Genomic DNA, 16039 nt, shown 5'->3' with positions numbered 1-16039 from the left:
CGCGTCGCTGACGGAGGGTTTGCCCGCTATTGTTTGTGTAGCGAGGCCTGCGTACACTCCGCCTCCCGCCGCCTGGTGCCACCGGCAGGAGAGAACAACAAGATGAGCTCGAAGGACAACCTGGCCGCCATGCAGCAGCTGCTCGCGCTGCTGGAGGCGCGCTATGCGATCCGCGTGCTCTGGGCGCTGCGCGACGGGCATCCGCAGACCTTCCGGCTGCTGCAGGACAGCGTGGGCGGCATCACGCCCAACACGCTGAACACGCGCATCAAGGAACTGCGCGAAGCCGGCCTGATGGGCCATGGGCCCGAGGGCTACTGCGTCACGCCGACCGGCGCCGACCTCCTCAAGCGACTGGCCGACCTGCCCGCATTCGCCGCCAAGTGGTCGACCATCCAATCCCGCAAGAAAGCTTCCACCACGCCATGAACGAACTTCACGCCGCCCTCGATCCCGCCGCCGCCCTCCCCGACGACGCCAACCAGGCCGTGCTGGTCGGCCGCGCCTGGGTGCAGGGCCTCGGCGCCGTGCCCGTGCGCGTCACGCCCGAAGCCGTGCACGACCTCTCGGGCCTCGCGCCCACGGTGAGCCACCTGCTCGAGCTGCCCGATCCCGCGGCGGCCGTGCGCGCGTTCGACGCGCCCAAGATTGCCTCCACGCCCGCGGTGCTGGCCAACAGCGCCTGGGACGTCCGCTCGGAGAAGTTGCCGTGGCTGCTGGCGCCCTGCGACCTGCAGGCGGTCAAGGCCGCGGGCGTGACCTTCGTCGCCTCGATGCTGGAACGCGTGATCGAGGAGCAGGCACGCGGCGATGCGTCGAAGGCCGAGGCCGTGCGCCAGGCGGTGGTCGCCGTCATCGGCGACAACCTGTCGGCGGTGCAACCGGGCTCCGAGCAGGCCGCGAAGTTGAAGGACGTGCTGATCGCGCAGGGCATGTGGTCGCAGTACCTCGAGGTAGGCATCGGTCCCGACGCCGAGGTGTTCACCAAGTCGCAGCCCATGAGCTCGGTCGGCACCGGCGCCGAGATCGGCCTGCATCCGGCCAGCGCCTGGAACAACCCCGAGCCCGAGATCGTGCTGGCGGTCGACAGCCGCGGCCAGGTGAAGGGCGCGACGCTGGGCAATGACGTCAACCTCCGCGACTTCGAGGGCCGCAGCGCGCTGCTGCTCGGCAAGGCCAAGGACAACAACGGCAGCTGCGCCATCGGCCCGCTGCTGCGGCTGTTCGACGGCCTGTACGGCATCGACGACGTGCGCCGCTGCGACCTGGCGATGCAGGTGCGAGGGGACGACGGCTTCGTGCTCGAGGGCTCGAGCTCGCTGTCGATGATCAGCCGCGATCCGCTGGACCTGGTGGCGCAGGCGTGCGGAGAGATCCACCAGTATCCCGACGGCTTCGTGCTGTTCCTCGGCACCATGTTCGCGCCGACGCAGGACCGTTTCGGCCCGGGCCAGGGCTTCACGCATGCGGTGGGAGACATCGTTACAGTGCGCACGCCCTCGCTCGGTACACTCGCCAACCGCGTCAACACCAGCGACCGCATCCCCCCGTGGACTTATGGCACCGGCGCCCTCATGCGCGACCTGGGCCGCCGCGGCCTGCTGGGCTGACCTCCTTCCAGAAAGCACTCTCCATGAAGACCACTCCCTCCGGCCTGCAGTACGAAGACACGACGCCCGGCACCGGCGCCGAGGCCAAGCCCGGCCAGCACGTGCACGTGCACTACACGGGCTGGCTGTTCAACAACGGCCAGCAGGGCGCCAAGTTCGACTCCAGCCGCGACCGGAATGACCCGTTCGCGTTCTCGCTCGGTGCAGGCATGGTGATCAAGGGCTGGGACGAAGGCGTGGCCGGCATGAAGATCGGCGGCAAGCGCACGCTGATCATCCCGCCGGAACTGGGCTATGGCGCCCGCGGCGCCGGCGGCGTGATCCCGCCGAATGCCACGCTGAAGTTCGACGTCGAATTGCTCGACGCGCACTGAAACCGATGGCCCCTCGCGGGCCGCATGAAAGCCTTGGATTCCCGCCTTCGCGGGAATGACAGAACCTGTTGTCGTCCCCGCGGAGGCGGGGACCCAAGGCTTTCGCCTCCTGGCTCAGCTCACATCCGCTGGAACAGGTGCACGTAGTTGCGGCTCACGGGCAGCCGCTCCTCGCGTCCCTTCAGCGTCACCTCGCCGGCGTCGTCCAGGTGCGCGAACTGCACCACGTGCGCCAGGTTCACGATCGCCGAGCGGTGGATCTGCGCGAAGCGTCCCGGGTCCAGCGCACCGGCCATGTCGCGGATCGACCTGCGGATCACGGCCTCGCCTTCCTGCCACACGACCACCGTGTACTTGTGGTCGGACTTCAGGTAGATCACCTGGTCGACCGGGATCAGCCGCACCGAGTTGCCCACGGAGGCGCGGATCCAGTGCAGCCACGCGTTCTGCGGCGGCGGCACCTGCACCAGCCGTGACAGCGCCTGCAGCACGGCGTCCGGGATCTGCGGAACCTGGGCGGCGGCCAGGTTGCGACGCAGCCGCTGCACCGTCTCGGCCAGCCGCGCCTCGTCGACCGGCTTGACCAGGTAGTCGATGGCGCCGCGCGCGAATGCCTCCACGGCGTACTCATCGTAGGCAGTGACGAACACCAGGGCCACGTCCTGCCCCATCGCCCGCGCCGCCTCGACACCGTTCATGCCCGGCATGTGCACGTCGAGGAAGCACACGGACGGCCGCAGCTCGCGCTGCATCGCCACCGCCTCCTGTCCGTTGCGCGCGAAGCCGCAGATGCGCAGTTCGGGCCACAGATGCTCCAGCATCGAAGCCAGGCGGGTGCGCAGCAGCGGCTCGTCGTCGACGATCAGGGCGGTGGCGGTCGTCATGCGGTTGCAGCCTCGCGCAGGTGGATCTCGGCCCGCAGTCCGTGGGGCTGGTTGTCGGCGAGCGTGAGGCCCGCGCCCTGGTTGTACAGCGCAGCGAGCCGCTGGCGCAGGTTGGACAACCCGGTGCCTTCGCTGGCCGTCTCGTCCATGCCGACGCCATCGTCACTGACGGCGATGACCACCTCGCCCGTTGCTGCGCGCTCGGCGCGCACGGCGACATGGCCGCCGTCGACCGCCGGATCCACGCCGTGGTGGATCGCGTTCTCCACCAGGGTCAGCAGCGCCATCGGCGGGAACGGCAGGTCGCGCAATGCAGGATCGACGCCGACGCTCCAGCGCAGCCGGTCGGGCATGCGCATCTGCATCAGGTCGAGGTACGCCACCACCAGCCGCTCCTCGTCGCCGAGCGTGGCGCGCTCCTGCTGCAGGCGCGGCACGGCGGCGCGCAGGTACGCAATGAGGCTGTGGAACACCGGGCCGGCGCGCGGCGAACCGCTTTCCAGCAGCTCCTGCACGTTGGCCAGGGTGTTGAGCAGGAAGTGCGGCTGGATCTGCGCCGTCATCAGGCTCAGGCGCGCGTCGGCTGCCAGCCGTTCGAGCCGTTCCTGCAGCAGTTCGACTTCCAGCGACTTGGCGCGCGCCTGCGCATCGCGCTCGCGCAGCAAGGCCCCGAGTGCCAGCAGCATGCCCATGATGGCCGCGCCCACCGTGACCAGCACGTAGCCGCGCACATGCGGCTTGGAGCTGGCGAACGCGGCGAAGCTGCCGCCCGCCGTGAGCATCTGCATGATGAAGGGCGCCAGCATGGCGGCGATCGCCAGTGCGAACAGCTGCGCGGCCCAGCGCGGCATCAGCGCCTGCGGCCAGGCACCCGCCGCCGTGAAGGCGAACAGCAACGTCATCCCGACGAACAGCGTCTCCCCGAGCAGCTCGAGATAGGTGTTGTGGGTGAACGGACCGAGTGCCGCCGCAGCCCAGGCCGCGACCGCCACGCTCACCAGGATTGCGCGCCAGCCGGGGACGGCGCTGCGCCATCCGGGCAACTGCGGCGCGAGCCGGGCTTCGAGGTCCAAGGCACTCATGGACCCACCATAGGCGCCGGGCCCCCGGCCGGTCAAGACGAAGGGCGGCGCGATGCGACGAACCGCGCCGGGCGCGGACGGACGAGGTCTGGCTCAGCCGCGCTTGCGCGCCGTCACCTCGATCTCGATCTTCATGCGAGGGTCGAGCAGCCCCGCCTGGACCATCGTCGCGGCCGGCCGGGCGTCGCCGAGCCAGCGCCGCAGCACGGGCCAGCAGGGCTCGAAATCGCGGCGATCCGGCAGCAGGTAGGTCACGCGGACCACGTCGCCCATCGTCGCGCCGGCCTGGCCCAGCGCCGCCGAGATGTTCTGCAGGCACTGCTCGCACTGCGCGGCCGGGTCCGCCGAGATTGCCATCGTGGCGTAGTCGAAGCCGGTGGTGCCGGAGACGAAGACCCAGTCGGCGTCGACGACGGCACGGCTGTAGCCGATCTCCTGTTCGAAGCGGGAACCCGAGCTGATCCACTGCCTGGCCATCGATGCCTCCACGGTGTGCAGCCGCCACTTTAGGGCCAGCCTGCTCGAGCCCATCCGGAGTTCGTCACGGCCGGGCCGCCTTGCTCGTAGCCCCTCCGGGCTAGCTCAGCACTTTATTTAGGCTGTCCGACCTTGCCGCCGCTTGAAAACCACTACGCTGCCCCAAGGTTCGGCGCGAGTTATTTTTCCCGCCGCATTCCCATTCCACGAGCATGAACGACGACACGACGAAGATCGAACCGACGCTGGACGGCGCCCCCGCGCCGGTCGACATCAGCCCGGAAGAGCGCGAGGCCGCCGCCGCGGCCAATGAAGCCGACCTGGGCGGCGCGATGGCAGAGCTCGAGGAGCTCCGGTCCAAGAACATCGAGCTGACCGAGCAGTACCTGCGGGCCCAGGCCGAGGTGCAGAACATCCGCCGCCGCACCGACGAGGAGATGTCCAAGGCCCGCAAGTTCGCCATCGAGAGCTTTGCCGAAAGCCTGCTGCCGGTGACCGACAGCCTGGAAGCCGGCCTGGCCCACAAGGACGCCACGCCCGAGCAGATCCGCGAAGGCGCCGAAGCCACCCTGCGGCAGCTGAAGTCGGCCCTGGAGCGCAACAAGGTGCTGGAGATCGCACCGGCTGCCGGCGCCCGCTTCGACCCCCACCAGCACCAGGCCATCTCGATGGTCCCCGCCCCGGACCAGGAAGCCAACACCGTCGTGACGGTGCTGCAGAAGGGCTACTCGATCGCCGACCGCATCCTGCGGCCCGCGCTGGTCACGGTGGCCGCGCCGCAGTGAATTCCACGGCTTGAAACACGCAATCCGATCCACACCTAGCTAACAGATTCAGACGCGGGCCGGCGAGGTCCGGGCAAAGACAGGAGAAAAGACATGGGAAAGATCATCGGCATCGACCTGGGCACCACCAACTCGTGCGTGGCCATCATGGAGGGCAACACGCCCAAGGTCATCGAGAACAGCGAAGGCGCGCGCACGACGCCTTCGATCGTGGCGTACCAGGAGGACGGTGAGATCCTCGTGGGCGCCTCGGCCAAGCGCCAGGCCGTCACCAACCCGCGCAACACCCTCTATGCGGTCAAGCGCCTGATCGGCCGCAAGTTCGAGGAAAAGGAAGTCCAGAAAGACATCAACCTGATGCCCTACACCATCGCGAAGGCCGACAACGGCGACGCGTGGGTGGAAGTGCGCGGCAAGAAGATGGCGCCCCCGCAGGTCAGCGCCGAAGTGCTGCGCAAGATGAAGAAGACCGCCGAGGACTACCTGGGCGAGCCGGTCACGGAGGCCGTGATCACGGTGCCGGCGTACTTCAACGACGCCCAGCGCCAGGCCACCAAGGACGCCGGCCGCATCGCCGGCCTCGAGGTCAAGCGCATCATCAACGAGCCCACCGCGGCGGCCCTGGCCTTCGGCCTGGACAAGCAGGAAAAGGGCGACCGCAAGATCGCGGTGTATGACCTGGGCGGCGGCACGTTCGACATCTCGATCATCGAGATCGCCGACGTCGACGGCGAGAAGCAGTTCGAGGTGCTGTCCACCAACGGCGACACGTTCCTGGGCGGCGAGGACTTCGACCAGCGCATCATCGACTACATCATCAGCGAGTTCAAGAAGGAACAGGGCGTCGACCTGTCCAAGGACGTGCTCGCGCTGCAGCGCCTGAAGGAAGCGGCCGAGAAGGCCAAGATCGAGCTGTCCAACAGCTCGCAGACCGACATCAACCTGCCGTACATCACGGCCGATGCCAGCGGTCCCAAGCACCTGAACATCAAGCTCACGCGCGCCAAGCTGGAGTCGCTGGTCGAGGAGCTGATCGAGCGCACCATCGCCCCGTGCCGCACCGCCATCAAGGATGCCGGCGTGTCGGTGGGCGACATCCATGACGTGATCCTGGTGGGCGGCATGACCCGCATGCCCAAGGTGCAGGAGAAGGTCAAGGAGTTCTTCGGCAAGGAGCCGCGCAAGGACGTCAACCCCGATGAAGCCGTCGCCGTGGGCGCGGCCATCCAGGGCCAGGTGCTGGGCGGCGACCGCAAGGACGTGCTGCTGCTCGACGTGACCCCGCTGTCGCTGGGCATCGAGACCCTGGGCGGCGTCATGACCAAGATGATCGCCAAGAACACGACCATCCCGACCAAGTTCGCGCAGACCTTCTCCACCGCCGACGACAACCAGCCGGCCGTGACGATCAAGGTGTTCCAGGGCGAACGCGAGATGGCCACCGGCAACAAGCTGCTGGGCGAGTTCAACCTCGAGGGCATTCCGCCGGCACCGCGCGGCCTGCCCCAGATCGAGGTCACGTTCGACATCGACGCCAACGGCATCCTGCACGTGAGCGCCAAGGACAAGGGCACGGGCAAGGAGAACAAGATCACCATCAAGGCGAACTCGGGGCTGTCCGAGGACGAGATCCAGAAGATGGTGAAGGACGCCGAGCTGAACGCCGCCGAGGACAAGAAGAAGCTCGAGCTGGTGCAGGCCCGCAACCAGGGCGAGGCGCTGCTGCACAGCGTGCGCAAGAGCCTCGGCGAATACGGCGACAAGCTCGAGGCCGGCGAGAAGGAGAAGGTCGAGTCCGCGCTCAAGGAGGTCGAAGAGGCCCTGAAGACCGAGGACAAGGCGCGCATCGAGGAGAAGACCAACGCGCTGATGACCGCGAGCCAGAAGCTGGGCGAGAAGATGTACGCCGACATGCAGGCCAACCAGGCCGCGCAGGCGGCGGCGGGCGGCGGCGGTGCCTCGGCGAGTGCCGGCCCCGACGCGGCGGCATCGTCCGGTCCCGCGAACGACGACAACGTGGTCGACGCCGAAGTCAAGGAAGTGAAGAAGGGTTGATCGCGGCGCGAGCCCGATGAACGCGCGCCGCGTTGGTGAGGAGCCAACGCGGCGTTCGTGCTGAAAGAACCAGAGACACGATGGCCACCAAACGCGATTACTACGACGTCCTGGGCGTTCCGAAGAACGCCTCCGAGGAGGAGATCAAGAAGGCTTATCGCAAGCTGGCGATGAAGTACCACCCGGACCGCAACCAGGGGGATGCGGCCAAGGACGCTGAAGCCAAGTTCAAGGAGGCCAAGGAGGCCTACGAGATGCTGTCCGACGCCGACAAGCGTGGCGCGTACGACCAGTACGGGCATGCGGGCGTGGACCCCAACATGCGCGGTCCCGGCGGCGGCCCCGAGGGCTTCGGCGGCTTCGCCGAGGCGTTCGGCGACATCTTCGGCGACATCTTCGGCCAGGGCGGAGCCCGCACAGGCGGCCGCGGCGGCCGCCAGGTGTTCCGCGGCGGCGACCTGTCTTACGCGATGGAGATCTCGCTCGAGGAAGCGGCCACCGGCAAGGAAGCTCAGATCCGCATCCCGACCTGGGACCAGTGCGACACCTGCCATGGCAGCGGCGCACGGCCCGGCACGCAGGCGAAGCAGTGCGGCACCTGCCACGGCCAGGGCGTGGTGCAGATGCGGCAAGGCTTCTTCTCGGTGCAGCAGACCTGCCCCACCTGCCGCGGCACCGGCAAGATCATCCCGGAGCCCTGCTCCACCTGCCACGGCCAGGGCAAGGTCAAGAAGCAGAAGACGCTCGAGGTGAAGATCCCCGCCGGCATCGACGACGGCATGCGCATCCGCAGCGCCGGCAACGGCGAACCGGGCACCAACGGCGGCCCGCCGGGCGACCTGTACATCGAGATCCGGCTGAAGAAGCACCCGATCTTCGAGCGCGATGGCGACGACCTGCACTGCGTCGTGCCGATCTCGTTCACGCGCGCGGCGCTGGGCGGCGAGATCGAGGTGCCCACCCTGCAGGGCAAGGCGGCGATCGACATCCCGGAAGGCACCCAGGCCGGCAAGCAGTTCCGCCTGCGCGGCAAGGGCATCAAGGGCGTGCGATCCAGCTACCCCGGCGACCTGTACTGCCACATCAGCGTGGAAACGCCCGTCAAGCTCACCGAGCACCAGCGCAAGCTGCTGAAGGAGCTGGACGAGTCGCTGCGCAAGGGCGGCTCCAAGCATTCGCCCAGCGAAGAAGGCTGGGCAGACAAGTTGAAGAATTTCTTCAGCGCCTGAAGCTGGCAGCGCCGGTGCATGGCGGACCCGCGCCCGCAGTGGGACCGCAGGCGAACGATGAAGGACCGCACGCGCGGTCCTTTTTTTGGCCGGGAACGCACGCCCATGTCACTCCGACGCCACAGAGCACTAGGCCTTGCGGCGTTGCCGCCTCAAAATTCAGCAATGTCCCTGAAGCTGTTCCGGTCGACCGGCTATCACTCCATCCTGGCTCCGGGCGAGGCGAGCGTGGCCATGCACCCGGGTTGGGCCGTCACGGCCACCAGCCTCTGGATCGGATTCGCGTGCAATCCCTGGTTCTGGCGCTCGCTGGGCGAGGGTGGCAACAGCCTGACGGCCGTTGCCCTGCAGGGCGCGGCCATCGCCGGCGCCGTGGGCTCCGCGCTCAGCCTGTTCGGATGGCGCCGGACATTCAAGCCCATCGCCACCCTGATGTTGGCGGCCGCCGCACTGACAGCCGCGGGTGTCTGGACGCAGGACGTGGCGCTCACGGCCACGCTGGAAGCGCAGCGGCCCACGCTGGCCCTGCCCTCGTGGGCCAGCCTGTTCGGATGGCAGGTGCCCACGCTGCTGGGCCTGCTGGGCCTGCTGCCGATGATCTGGCTGTGGAACGCGCAACTGCGCCGCCTGAGCGGATCGACGCAACTGCGCGCAAACCTCACCGGCATCGCGCTGGGCGCCACCATCACGGGCAGCGCCATGCTCGCCGTGTCGCTGCTGGTCCACTGACCTTCAGAAGAGACTCGCCTGGCCGTCCAGTGCGGGTGGCCGGAACAGCGAAGCGTCGAACCCCACCCGTTCGCGGTTGAATCCCAGGCGCGTCGCTGCCTTGCGGAACCGCTGGCCGATCAACTCGGCCCACAACCCGCTGCCCTTCATGCGCGTGGCGAAGTCGGCTTCGTAGTCCTTGCCGCCGCGCATCTCCTGGATGCGCGCCATCACGCGGTCCGCGCGCTGCGGGTAGTGCAGTTCCAGCCATTGGCGGAACAGCGGGCTCACCTCCCAGGGCAGGCGCAGCACGTGATAGAAGGCGCTGCGCGCGCCGGCGTCCCAGGCTGCCTCGAGCACCTGCTCCATGTCGTCGGTGAGGAACGGGATCTGCGGCGCCAGGCTCACGCCGACCGGCACGCCCGCGTCGGCCAGGGTGCGCAGCACGCGCAGCCGCCGGTGCGGTGCGGCGGCACGCGGCTCCAGCTTGAGCGTGAGGTCGGCGTCGAGCGTGGTGATGGTGACGTACACCGCGGCCAGCCGCTTCGCGGCCATCGGCGCGATCAGGTCGAGATCGCGCTCCACGCCACTGGACTTCGTGACCAGCGAGAACGGGTGGTTCGTCTCGTGCAGCACCTCGATGGCCGAGCGCGTGAGGCGCAGCTCGCGCTCCACCGGCTGGTAGCAATCGGTGGCCGTGCCGATGGCGATCATGCGCGGCTCATAGCCCCTCTTCCCCAGCTCGCGCCGCAGCACCTGCGCCAGATTGCGCTTCGCGATGATCTTGGTCTCGAAGTCCAGCCCGGGCGACAGGTTCAGGTAGCTGTGCGTCGGCCGGGCGTAGCAGTAGATGCAGCCGTGCTCGCAGCCGCGGTACGGATTGAGGCCGCGATCGAAGTAGATGTCGGGCGACTCGTTGTGGCTGATGACGGTGCGCGGCTCTTCCCAGATCACCTCGGTCTTCGGGGATCGGCGCGCTGTCGTCGGGATCGGCCTCCCAGCCGTCGTCGAAGCCTTCGCGCAGGTCCTTCGAGAAGCGGTGCGCCAGCCGCGTGGCGGCGCCGCGGCCCTTGATCGCCTCGACGGGAACGTGGGTGGTCGACATGCACTGTATTTTCATCCAGTTCCGGCGATCGTGCACGCATCGCCGTGTTGTACTTCCAGGGTTTCCTGAAGCCGGGCTGGCGGGCAAGCCCAAGGAGAAGGCGCAATGACCCTGGACACCTTCGTGCTGTCGCGGATCCAGTTCGCGGCCAACATGAGCTTCCACATCCTGTTCCCGACCATCAACATCGCGCTGGCCTGGTTCCTCGTGTACTTCCGCGTTCGCAACAACGCGGCCCGCGGCACGCCCGAGGCGCGGGGCTGGGAAGAGGCGTACTACCTCTGGACCAAGGTCTTCGCCCTCACCTTCGCGCTCGGCGTCGTGTCGGGCATCACCATGAGCTTCCAGTTCGGCACCAACTGGCCGGGGTTCATGGAACGCGCGGGCAACATCGCGGGCCCGCTGCTCGGCTATGAAGTGCTCACGGCCTTCTTCCTCGAGGCGACCTTCCTCGGGATCATGCTGTTCGGCCGCACGCGCGTGTCGGCCCGCATGCACCTGTTCGCCTCGGTGATGGTGGCCGGCGGCACGACCCTCTCGGCCTTCTGGATCCTGAGCCTCAACTCCTGGATGCAGACACCCACGGGCTATGTCGTCGTCGACGGCGAGCTGCATGCGCAGAGCTGGCTGGCGGTGATCTTCAATCCGTCGTTCCCCTATCGCCTGGTGCACAAGCTGCTGGCCTCGACGATCACGGCATCGTTCCTGATCGCGGGACTGTCCGCGTGGCAGTTCCTGCGCAAGGCCGAGAACGGCGGCAGCGCCCGCGCGCTGCGCACCGCCATCACCGTCGCTGCGGTTGCGGTGCCGCTGCAGATCCTGGCCGGCGACATGCACGGCCTCAACACGCTGGAGCACCAGCCGGCCAAGATCGCCGCCATCGAGGGCATCTGGCACACCGAGAGGAGCGCCCCGCTCACGCTGGTCGGGATGCCGAACGAGAAGGAGGGCCGCACCGACTACGCGATCACCGTGCCCAAGCTGGCCAGCCTGATCCTGGCGCATGACATCAATGCCGAACTCAAGGGGCTGGATGAATTCCCGAACGCGCACCCGCCGGTGCTGCCGGTGTTCTGGAGCTTCCGTGTGATGGTGGGCATGGGCGTGCTGATGCTCGCGGTGGCATGGTGGTCGGCCATCACGTTGTGGCGACACCGAGCCGTCACTGGTCCGGCGCAGCCCTTCTCGCGGCTGCACCTGCGCGTGCTGGCGGGCATGACGTTCGCGGGCTGGGTGGCGACGCTGGCCGGCTGGTACGTCACCGAGATCGGCCGCCAGCCCTTCATCGTGTTCGGCCTGCTGCGCAGCGCGGACGTGGTGACTGACCACCCGCCGTCCATGGTGCTGGGCACGCTGCTCGCCTACCTGGCCGTGTACGTCTTCCTGCTCGCCGCCTACGTGGTGGTGCTGATGTACATGACCACGCATCCGGCGATGCCGACAGCGGACACGCCGCAGAGTCCGAAGACCGCGATGCCCGTGCGGGGCGCTGCCTGAAGGAGCCGCCATGGACTTCACCTGGAACACCCTGCTGCCGCTGATCTTCATGGGCGTGATGGGCCTGTCGCTGCTCGCCTACGTCGTGCTCGACGGCTACGACCTGGGCGTCGGCATCCTGCTGCCGTTCGCGACCGACGCCGAGAAAGACGTGATGGTGTCCTCCATCGGCCCGTTCTGGGACGCCAACGAGACCTGGCTCGTGCTGGGCATCGGCGTGCTGCTGGTCGCCTTCCCGCGCGCGCACAGCCTGGTGCTCACGCACCTGTACCTACCGGTCGCCGTGATGCTGGTCGGCCTGATCCTGCGCGGCGTGTCGTTCGACTTCCGCGTCAAGGCGCGGGCGGCACGCAAGGGCATGTGGAACGGGCTGTTCGCCGCCGGCTCGCTGGTGGCGGCGGTGGCGCAGGGCTGGATGCTGGGCAGCTACCTCACCGGCTTCGACCGCGAGGCCTGGTCCCTGGCCTTCGCCGCCGGCATCGCGCTCACGCTGCCCACCGCGTACGCGATGCTGGGCGCGGGCTGGCTGATCATGAAGACCTGGGACGAGCTGCAGCTGAAAGCCGTGGGCTGGGCGCGCAAGGTGCTGTGGCCGATGGGCGTCGCGCTGGTCGGAATCTCGCTCGCCACGCCGCTCGTGAGCCAGACGGTGTTCTCACGCTGGTTCCAGCTGCCGCAGCTGATCGGACTGCTGCCGATTCCGGTCGCCTGCGCCGCGGCGTTCTATGCGGCGTGGCACGTGATCGCCAGGCCCCGCGTGGTGGCGGTCGGCTACGGCTGGATCGTGTTCGCCAGCACGGTGCTGATCTTCGTGATGGCGTTCCTCGGCCTCGCGTACAGCCTGTTCCCGTTCATCGTGATCGACCGGCTGACCGTCTGGCAAGCGGCCAGCGCGCACGAGTCTCTGGTGTTCATCTTCGTCGGCGTGGCGATCACGCTGCCGGCGATCGTGGTCTACACGATCTTCATGTACCGCGTGTTCTGGGGCCGGGCCAGCGAGCTGAGCTACGCGGGGGATGCGCAGCATTGAAAGCGGACAGCCGAACGCGAAAGACGCAAAAGAGGAAATCCCAAAGGACGCGAAAGAAAAACCATTAAGTCTTCTGGCTTCTTTCGCGTCTTTCGCGTGATTTCGCGCCTTTCGCGTTCGGTTGTCCTCTCTCGCGTTCGGCTGTCCGCTCCCGCCTTCAACCGCAGACGCGAGCCTTGGCCTCGGCGTATTCGCGCTTGAGGCGAGCGACGAGCGCGGAGGCGCTGGTCACCTCGTGCACCGCGCCGATGCCCTGGCCGCAGCCCCAGATGTCCTTCCAGGCCTTGGACTTGCTGCCCTCGCCGCCGGCGAAGTTCATCTTGCTCGGGTCGCTCTCGGGCAGGTTGTCCGGGTCCAGGCCCGCCGCCCGGATGGAGGGCTTGAGGTAGTTGCCGTGCACGCCGGTGAACAGGTTGGAGTACACGATGTCGTCGCTGGTGCCGTCGACGATCGCCTGCTTGTAGGCGTCGGAGGCGCGTGCTTCGTGCGTCGCGATGAAGGCCGAGCCGATGTACGCGAAGTCGGCGCCCATGGCTTGCGCCGCCAGCACCGCGCCGCCGGTGGCGATGGCGCCGGACAGCGCGATGGGCCCGTCGAACCAGGCGCGGATCTCCTGCACCAGCGCGAACGGGCTCTTGATGCCCGCATGGCCCCCGGCACCCGCCGCGACGGCGATCAGGCCGTCGGCGCCCTTCTCGATCGCCTTGCGCGCGAACATGTCGTTGATGATGTCGTGCAGCACGACGCCGCCATATGAATGGATCGCGTCGTTGACGTCGGTGCGGGCACCGAGCGACGTGATGATCACCGGCACCTTGTACTTGACCGCCATCTCCATGTCGTGCTCGAGGCGGTCGTTGCTCCGGTGCACGATCTGGTTGATGGCGAACGGCGCCGCCGGGCGGTCGGGATTGGCCTTGTTGTAGGCCGCGAGCGTCTCGGTGATCTCGGCCAGCCAGTCGTCCAGCTGCGAAGCCGGCCGCGCGTTGAGCGCCGGCATGGCGCCGATGATGCCGGCCTTGCACTGCTCGATCACCAGCTTGGGATTGCTGATGATGAACAGCGGCGAGCCGATGACGGGCAGCGCGAGGTTGCGCAGGGCGGGAGGCAGCATGCAGTGCTCCTGATCGAAGGACGAATGAACAGCCGAACGCGAAAGGCGCGAAAGGCGCAGAAGACGCGAAACAAATCCTAAGGATTCTTCTGCGCCTTTCGCGTCACTTTCGCGTCTTTCGCATTCGGATGTCCGCTTTCAAAAAGCCTCGAGAGCAAGCGAGGTGACGCTCTCGGCGCCTTCGACGATGGCGTCGCGCATGCCCGGGGCCTTGGCCAGGATGTGCTCGGCATAGAAGCGCGCCGTGGCCACCTTGGCGTCCATGAAGGCCTTGTCCTCGCCCTTGGCGGACAGCGACTCGGCCACCAGCAGCGAGCGCGCCAGCTGCCAGCCGGCCACCAGGTTGCCGGCCAGCATCAGGTAGGGCACGGAGCCGGCGAACACGGCATTCGGGCTGGCCTTGGCCTGTCCGGCGATGAAGTCGACGACATCGAGGAACGCCTGGCGCGCCGCGGTCAGCCGCTTGAGCACCGCGCGCGCAGCCACCGAATCGCGATGCGCCAGCTCGCCTTCCGTGCGCTCGATCTGCGCCGCGATGGCGCGCGCGACCTGGCCGCCGTCGCGCGCCGTCTTGCGGCCCACCAGGTCGTTGGCCTGGATCGCCGTCGTGCCTTCGTAGATGGTGAGGATCTTGGCGTCGCGGTAATGCTGCGCGGCGCCGGTCTCCTCGATGAAGCCCATGCCCCCGTGCACCTGCACGCCGAGCGAGGTGACCTCCAGGCTCATCTCGGTGCTGTAGCCCTTGACCAGCGGCACCATGAATTCGTAGAAGGCCTGGTTCTGCTTGCGCACCTCGGCGTCGGGATGGTGGTGCGCGGCGTCGTACGCCGCCGCTGCCACGCTGGCCATCGCGCGGCAGCCTTCCACGTACGCCCGCATCGTCATCAGCATCCGCTTGACGTCGGGGTGGTGGATGATGGGCGCGCTGGCGTTGATCGAGCCGTCCACGGGCCGTGACTGCACGCGCTCCTTCGCATACGCCACCGCCTGCTGGTATGCGCGTTCTGCCACCGCGATGCCCTGCACGCCCACCGCATAGCGGACCGCGTTCATCATGATGAACATGTACTCGAGGCCGCGGTTTTCCTGGCCCACGAGATAACCGACGGCGCCGCCCTTGTCGCCGTACTGCAGCACCGCGGTGGGCGACGCCTTGATGCCCAGCTTGTGCTCGATGCTCACGCAGTGCACGTCGTTGCGCGCGCCGAGCGAGCCGTCCTTGTTCACCAGGAACTTGGGCACCACGAACAGGCTGATGCCCTTCACGCCCTCGGGAGCGCCAGTCACACGGGCGAGCACCAGGTGGACGATGTTGTCCGCCATGTCGTGCTCGCCGTAGGTGATGAAGATCTTGGTGCCGAAGATGCGGTACGTGCCGTCCGGCTGCGGTTCGGCACGCGTGCGCACCAGCGCCAGGTCGCTGCCCGCCTGCGGCTCGGTGAGGTTCATGGTGCCGGTCCACTCGCCGCTCACCAGCTTCTGCAGGTAGGTAGCCTTCAGGTCGTCCGAGCCCGCGGTCAGCAGCGCCTCGATCGCGCCGTCGGTGAGCAGCGGGCACAGGGCGAAGCTCAGGTTGGCCGAGTTCAGCATCTCGCCGCAGGCAGCGCCCACCGTCTTGGGCAGGCCCTGCCCGCCGTGGTCCGTGGGATGCTGCAGGCCCTGCCACCCGCCTTCGCTGTACTGGCGATAGGCATCCTTGAAGCCCGGCGTGGTGGTGACCACGCCGTCCTTCCAGCTGGAAGGATTGCGGTCGCCCGCCACGTTCAGCGGCGCGACCACCTGCTCATTGAACTTCGCGCACTCCTCCAGCACCGCCTGCGCGGTGTCGAAGCCCGCGTCCTCGAACGCCGGCATCTTCGCGATCTCGTCGATGCCCGCCAGGTGGCGGATGTCGAACAGCATGTCCTTGAGGGGGGCGCGATAGCTCATGGGAGCCTCCAACAAATGGGAAAAAAAAGGCGCCGCATGCGACGCCTTGCAGGAGATCCGGCTGCTTACAGTGCCTTCACCAGCTCCGGCACGGACCTGGAACAGGTCTGCCTCCAGGCCGTAGTCGGCGACGCTGAAGATGGGCGCTTCGGGATCCTTG

14 protein-coding genes and 1 pseudogene are annotated in these 16039 nt (G+C 67.8%); 9 read left to right on the top strand and 6 right to left on the bottom strand.

What is annotated here, in order from left to right; genetic code table 11:
* Nucleotides 1-102: 102 nt before the first annotated feature.
* Genes ACPWT1_RS12970 through ACPWT1_RS12960 form a run of 3 tightly spaced genes read left to right on the top strand, consistent with a single transcriptional unit; the run spans nucleotide 103 to nucleotide 1984 of the window.
* Nucleotides 103-429, top strand: coding sequence for a winged helix-turn-helix transcriptional regulator (locus tag ACPWT1_RS12970; RefSeq protein ID WP_427911591.1), 327 nt, complete (start codon nucleotides 103-105; stop codon nucleotides 427-429).
* Nucleotides 426-1610 carry a fumarylacetoacetate hydrolase family protein gene (locus ACPWT1_RS12965; RefSeq protein WP_427911590.1) on the top strand — a complete coding sequence of 395 codons (1185 nt, stop codon included), beginning with the start codon at nucleotides 426-428 and terminating at the stop codon, nucleotides 1608-1610. The genes ACPWT1_RS12970 and ACPWT1_RS12965 overlap by 4 nt, the downstream gene beginning before the upstream one ends.
* Before the next feature lie 23 nt (nucleotides 1611-1633).
* Nucleotides 1634-1984, top strand: coding sequence for an FKBP-type peptidyl-prolyl cis-trans isomerase (locus ACPWT1_RS12960; protein WP_427911589.1), 351 nt, complete (start codon nucleotides 1634-1636; stop codon nucleotides 1982-1984).
* Between the two features lie 119 nt (nucleotides 1985-2103).
* On the opposite strand, the gene ACPWT1_RS12955 is transcribed toward ACPWT1_RS12960, so the two are convergent.
* The 3 genes from ACPWT1_RS12955 to ACPWT1_RS12945 form a co-directional block, all read right to left on the bottom strand.
* The gene (locus ACPWT1_RS12955) at nucleotides 2104-2868 is read right to left on the bottom strand and encodes a LytR/AlgR family response regulator transcription factor (protein WP_427911588.1); all 765 of its coding nucleotides are present in this window, start codon (nucleotides 2866-2868) and stop codon (nucleotides 2104-2106) included.
* Nucleotides 2865-3950, bottom strand: a complete 1086-nt coding sequence (locus ACPWT1_RS12950) for a sensor histidine kinase (RefSeq protein ID WP_427911587.1) — start codon at nucleotides 3948-3950, stop codon at nucleotides 2865-2867. The genes ACPWT1_RS12955 and ACPWT1_RS12950 overlap by 4 nt, the downstream gene beginning before the upstream one ends.
* 93 nt (nucleotides 3951-4043) lie before the next feature.
* Complete coding sequence (locus ACPWT1_RS12945) at nucleotides 4044-4427, bottom strand: RidA family protein (RefSeq protein ID WP_427911586.1); 384 nt, start codon at nucleotides 4425-4427, stop codon at nucleotides 4044-4046.
* A 212-nt stretch (nucleotides 4428-4639) separates the two neighbouring features.
* On the opposite strand from ACPWT1_RS12945, the gene grpE reads away from it, so the two are divergent.
* The 4 genes from grpE (at nucleotide 4640) to ACPWT1_RS12925 (ending at nucleotide 9225) form a co-directional block, all read left to right on the top strand.
* A complete protein-coding gene (gene grpE / locus ACPWT1_RS12940) occupies nucleotides 4640-5212 on the top strand; it encodes a nucleotide exchange factor GrpE (RefSeq protein ID WP_427911585.1) in 573 nt (190 codons plus the stop codon).
* A 93-nt stretch (nucleotides 5213-5305) separates the two neighbouring features.
* Nucleotides 5306-7267, top strand: coding sequence for a molecular chaperone DnaK (dnaK, locus tag ACPWT1_RS12935; protein WP_427911584.1), 1962 nt, complete (start codon nucleotides 5306-5308; stop codon nucleotides 7265-7267).
* A gap of 80 nt (nucleotides 7268-7347) precedes the next feature.
* A complete protein-coding gene (gene dnaJ / locus ACPWT1_RS12930; protein WP_427911583.1) occupies nucleotides 7348-8496 on the top strand; it encodes a molecular chaperone DnaJ in 1149 nt (382 codons plus the stop codon).
* Nucleotides 8497-8661: 165 nt separating this feature from the next.
* Complete coding sequence (locus ACPWT1_RS12925; protein ID WP_427911582.1) at nucleotides 8662-9225, top strand: phosphoethanolamine transferase domain-containing protein; 564 nt, start codon at nucleotides 8662-8664, stop codon at nucleotides 9223-9225.
* A 3-nt stretch (nucleotides 9226-9228) separates the two neighbouring features.
* On the opposite strand, the pseudogene ACPWT1_RS12920 reads toward ACPWT1_RS12925, so the two are convergent.
* Nucleotides 9229-10309, bottom strand: a pseudogene (locus tag ACPWT1_RS12920) (PA0069 family radical SAM protein).
* 105 nt (nucleotides 10310-10414) lie between these two features.
* Between ACPWT1_RS12920 and ACPWT1_RS12915 the strand changes: the two are divergent.
* A complete protein-coding gene (locus ACPWT1_RS12915) occupies nucleotides 10415-11806 on the top strand; it encodes a cytochrome ubiquinol oxidase subunit I (protein ID WP_427911581.1) in 1392 nt (463 codons plus the stop codon).
* Nucleotides 11807-11816: 10 nt separating this feature from the next.
* On the top strand, nucleotides 11817-12836 hold the full coding sequence (locus ACPWT1_RS12910) for a cytochrome d ubiquinol oxidase subunit II (protein ID WP_427911580.1): 1020 nt from the start codon (nucleotides 11817-11819) through the stop codon (nucleotides 12834-12836).
* A 157-nt stretch (nucleotides 12837-12993) separates the two neighbouring features.
* Here ACPWT1_RS12910 and ACPWT1_RS12905 read toward each other — a convergent pair whose 3' ends face one another.
* Both ACPWT1_RS12905 and ACPWT1_RS12900 read right to left on the bottom strand, forming a co-directional pair.
* Nucleotides 12994-13950, bottom strand: a complete 957-nt coding sequence (locus tag ACPWT1_RS12905; RefSeq protein WP_427911579.1) for an NAD(P)H-dependent flavin oxidoreductase — start codon at nucleotides 13948-13950, stop codon at nucleotides 12994-12996.
* A 138-nt stretch (nucleotides 13951-14088) separates the two neighbouring features.
* Nucleotides 14089-15879: an acyl-CoA dehydrogenase gene (locus ACPWT1_RS12900; RefSeq protein WP_427915554.1), complete on the bottom strand. Its 1791-nt coding sequence runs from the start codon at nucleotides 15877-15879 to the stop codon at nucleotides 14089-14091.
* Nucleotides 15880-16039 lie beyond the last annotated feature (160 nt).

This window comes from Ramlibacter sp. MMS24-I3-19 (assembly GCF_050320135.1).
In the GTDB taxonomy this organism is placed as follows: Bacteria; Pseudomonadota; Gammaproteobacteria; order Burkholderiales; family Burkholderiaceae_C; genus Ramlibacter.
Note: the sequence above shows the minus strand (reverse complement) of the source record. Positions and strands in the feature narration are given on the sequence as shown.

What these genes read in the sequence shown, in the direction of transcription:
- ACPWT1_RS12925 (WP_427911582.1), top strand. Translation starts at nt 8,662, where the DNA reads ATGTCCCTGAAGCTGTTCCGGTCGACCGGCTATCACTCCATCCTGGCT.
- ACPWT1_RS12960 (WP_427911589.1), top strand. Translation starts at nt 1,634, where the DNA reads ATGAAGACCACTCCCTCCGGCCTGCAGTACGAAGACACGACGCCCGGC.
- ACPWT1_RS12970 (WP_427911591.1), top strand. Translation starts at nt 103, where the DNA reads ATGAGCTCGAAGGACAACCTGGCCGCCATGCAGCAGCTGCTCGCGCTG.
- ACPWT1_RS12910 (WP_427911580.1), top strand. Translation starts at nt 11,817, where the DNA reads ATGGACTTCACCTGGAACACCCTGCTGCCGCTGATCTTCATGGGCGTG.
- dnaK (WP_427911584.1), top strand. Translation starts at nt 5,306, where the DNA reads ATGGGAAAGATCATCGGCATCGACCTGGGCACCACCAACTCGTGCGTG.
- ACPWT1_RS12915 (WP_427911581.1), top strand. Translation starts at nt 10,415, where the DNA reads ATGACCCTGGACACCTTCGTGCTGTCGCGGATCCAGTTCGCGGCCAAC.
- ACPWT1_RS12905 (WP_427911579.1), bottom strand. Translation starts at nt 13,950, where the DNA reads ATGCTGCCTCCCGCCCTGCGCAACCTCGCGCTGCCCGTCATCGGCTCG.
- ACPWT1_RS12950 (WP_427911587.1), bottom strand. Translation starts at nt 3,950, where the DNA reads ATGAGTGCCTTGGACCTCGAAGCCCGGCTCGCGCCGCAGTTGCCCGGA.
- ACPWT1_RS12965 (WP_427911590.1), top strand. Translation starts at nt 426, where the DNA reads ATGAACGAACTTCACGCCGCCCTCGATCCCGCCGCCGCCCTCCCCGAC.
- ACPWT1_RS12955 (WP_427911588.1), bottom strand. Translation starts at nt 2,868, where the DNA reads ATGACGACCGCCACCGCCCTGATCGTCGACGACGAGCCGCTGCTGCGC.
- grpE (WP_427911585.1), top strand. Translation starts at nt 4,640, where the DNA reads ATGAACGACGACACGACGAAGATCGAACCGACGCTGGACGGCGCCCCC.
- dnaJ (WP_427911583.1), top strand. Translation starts at nt 7,348, where the DNA reads ATGGCCACCAAACGCGATTACTACGACGTCCTGGGCGTTCCGAAGAAC.
- ACPWT1_RS12900 (WP_427915554.1), bottom strand. Translation starts at nt 15,879, where the DNA reads ATGAGCTATCGCGCCCCCCTCAAGGACATGCTGTTCGACATCCGCCAC.
- ACPWT1_RS12945 (WP_427911586.1), bottom strand. Translation starts at nt 4,427, where the DNA reads ATGGCCAGGCAGTGGATCAGCTCGGGTTCCCGCTTCGAACAGGAGATC.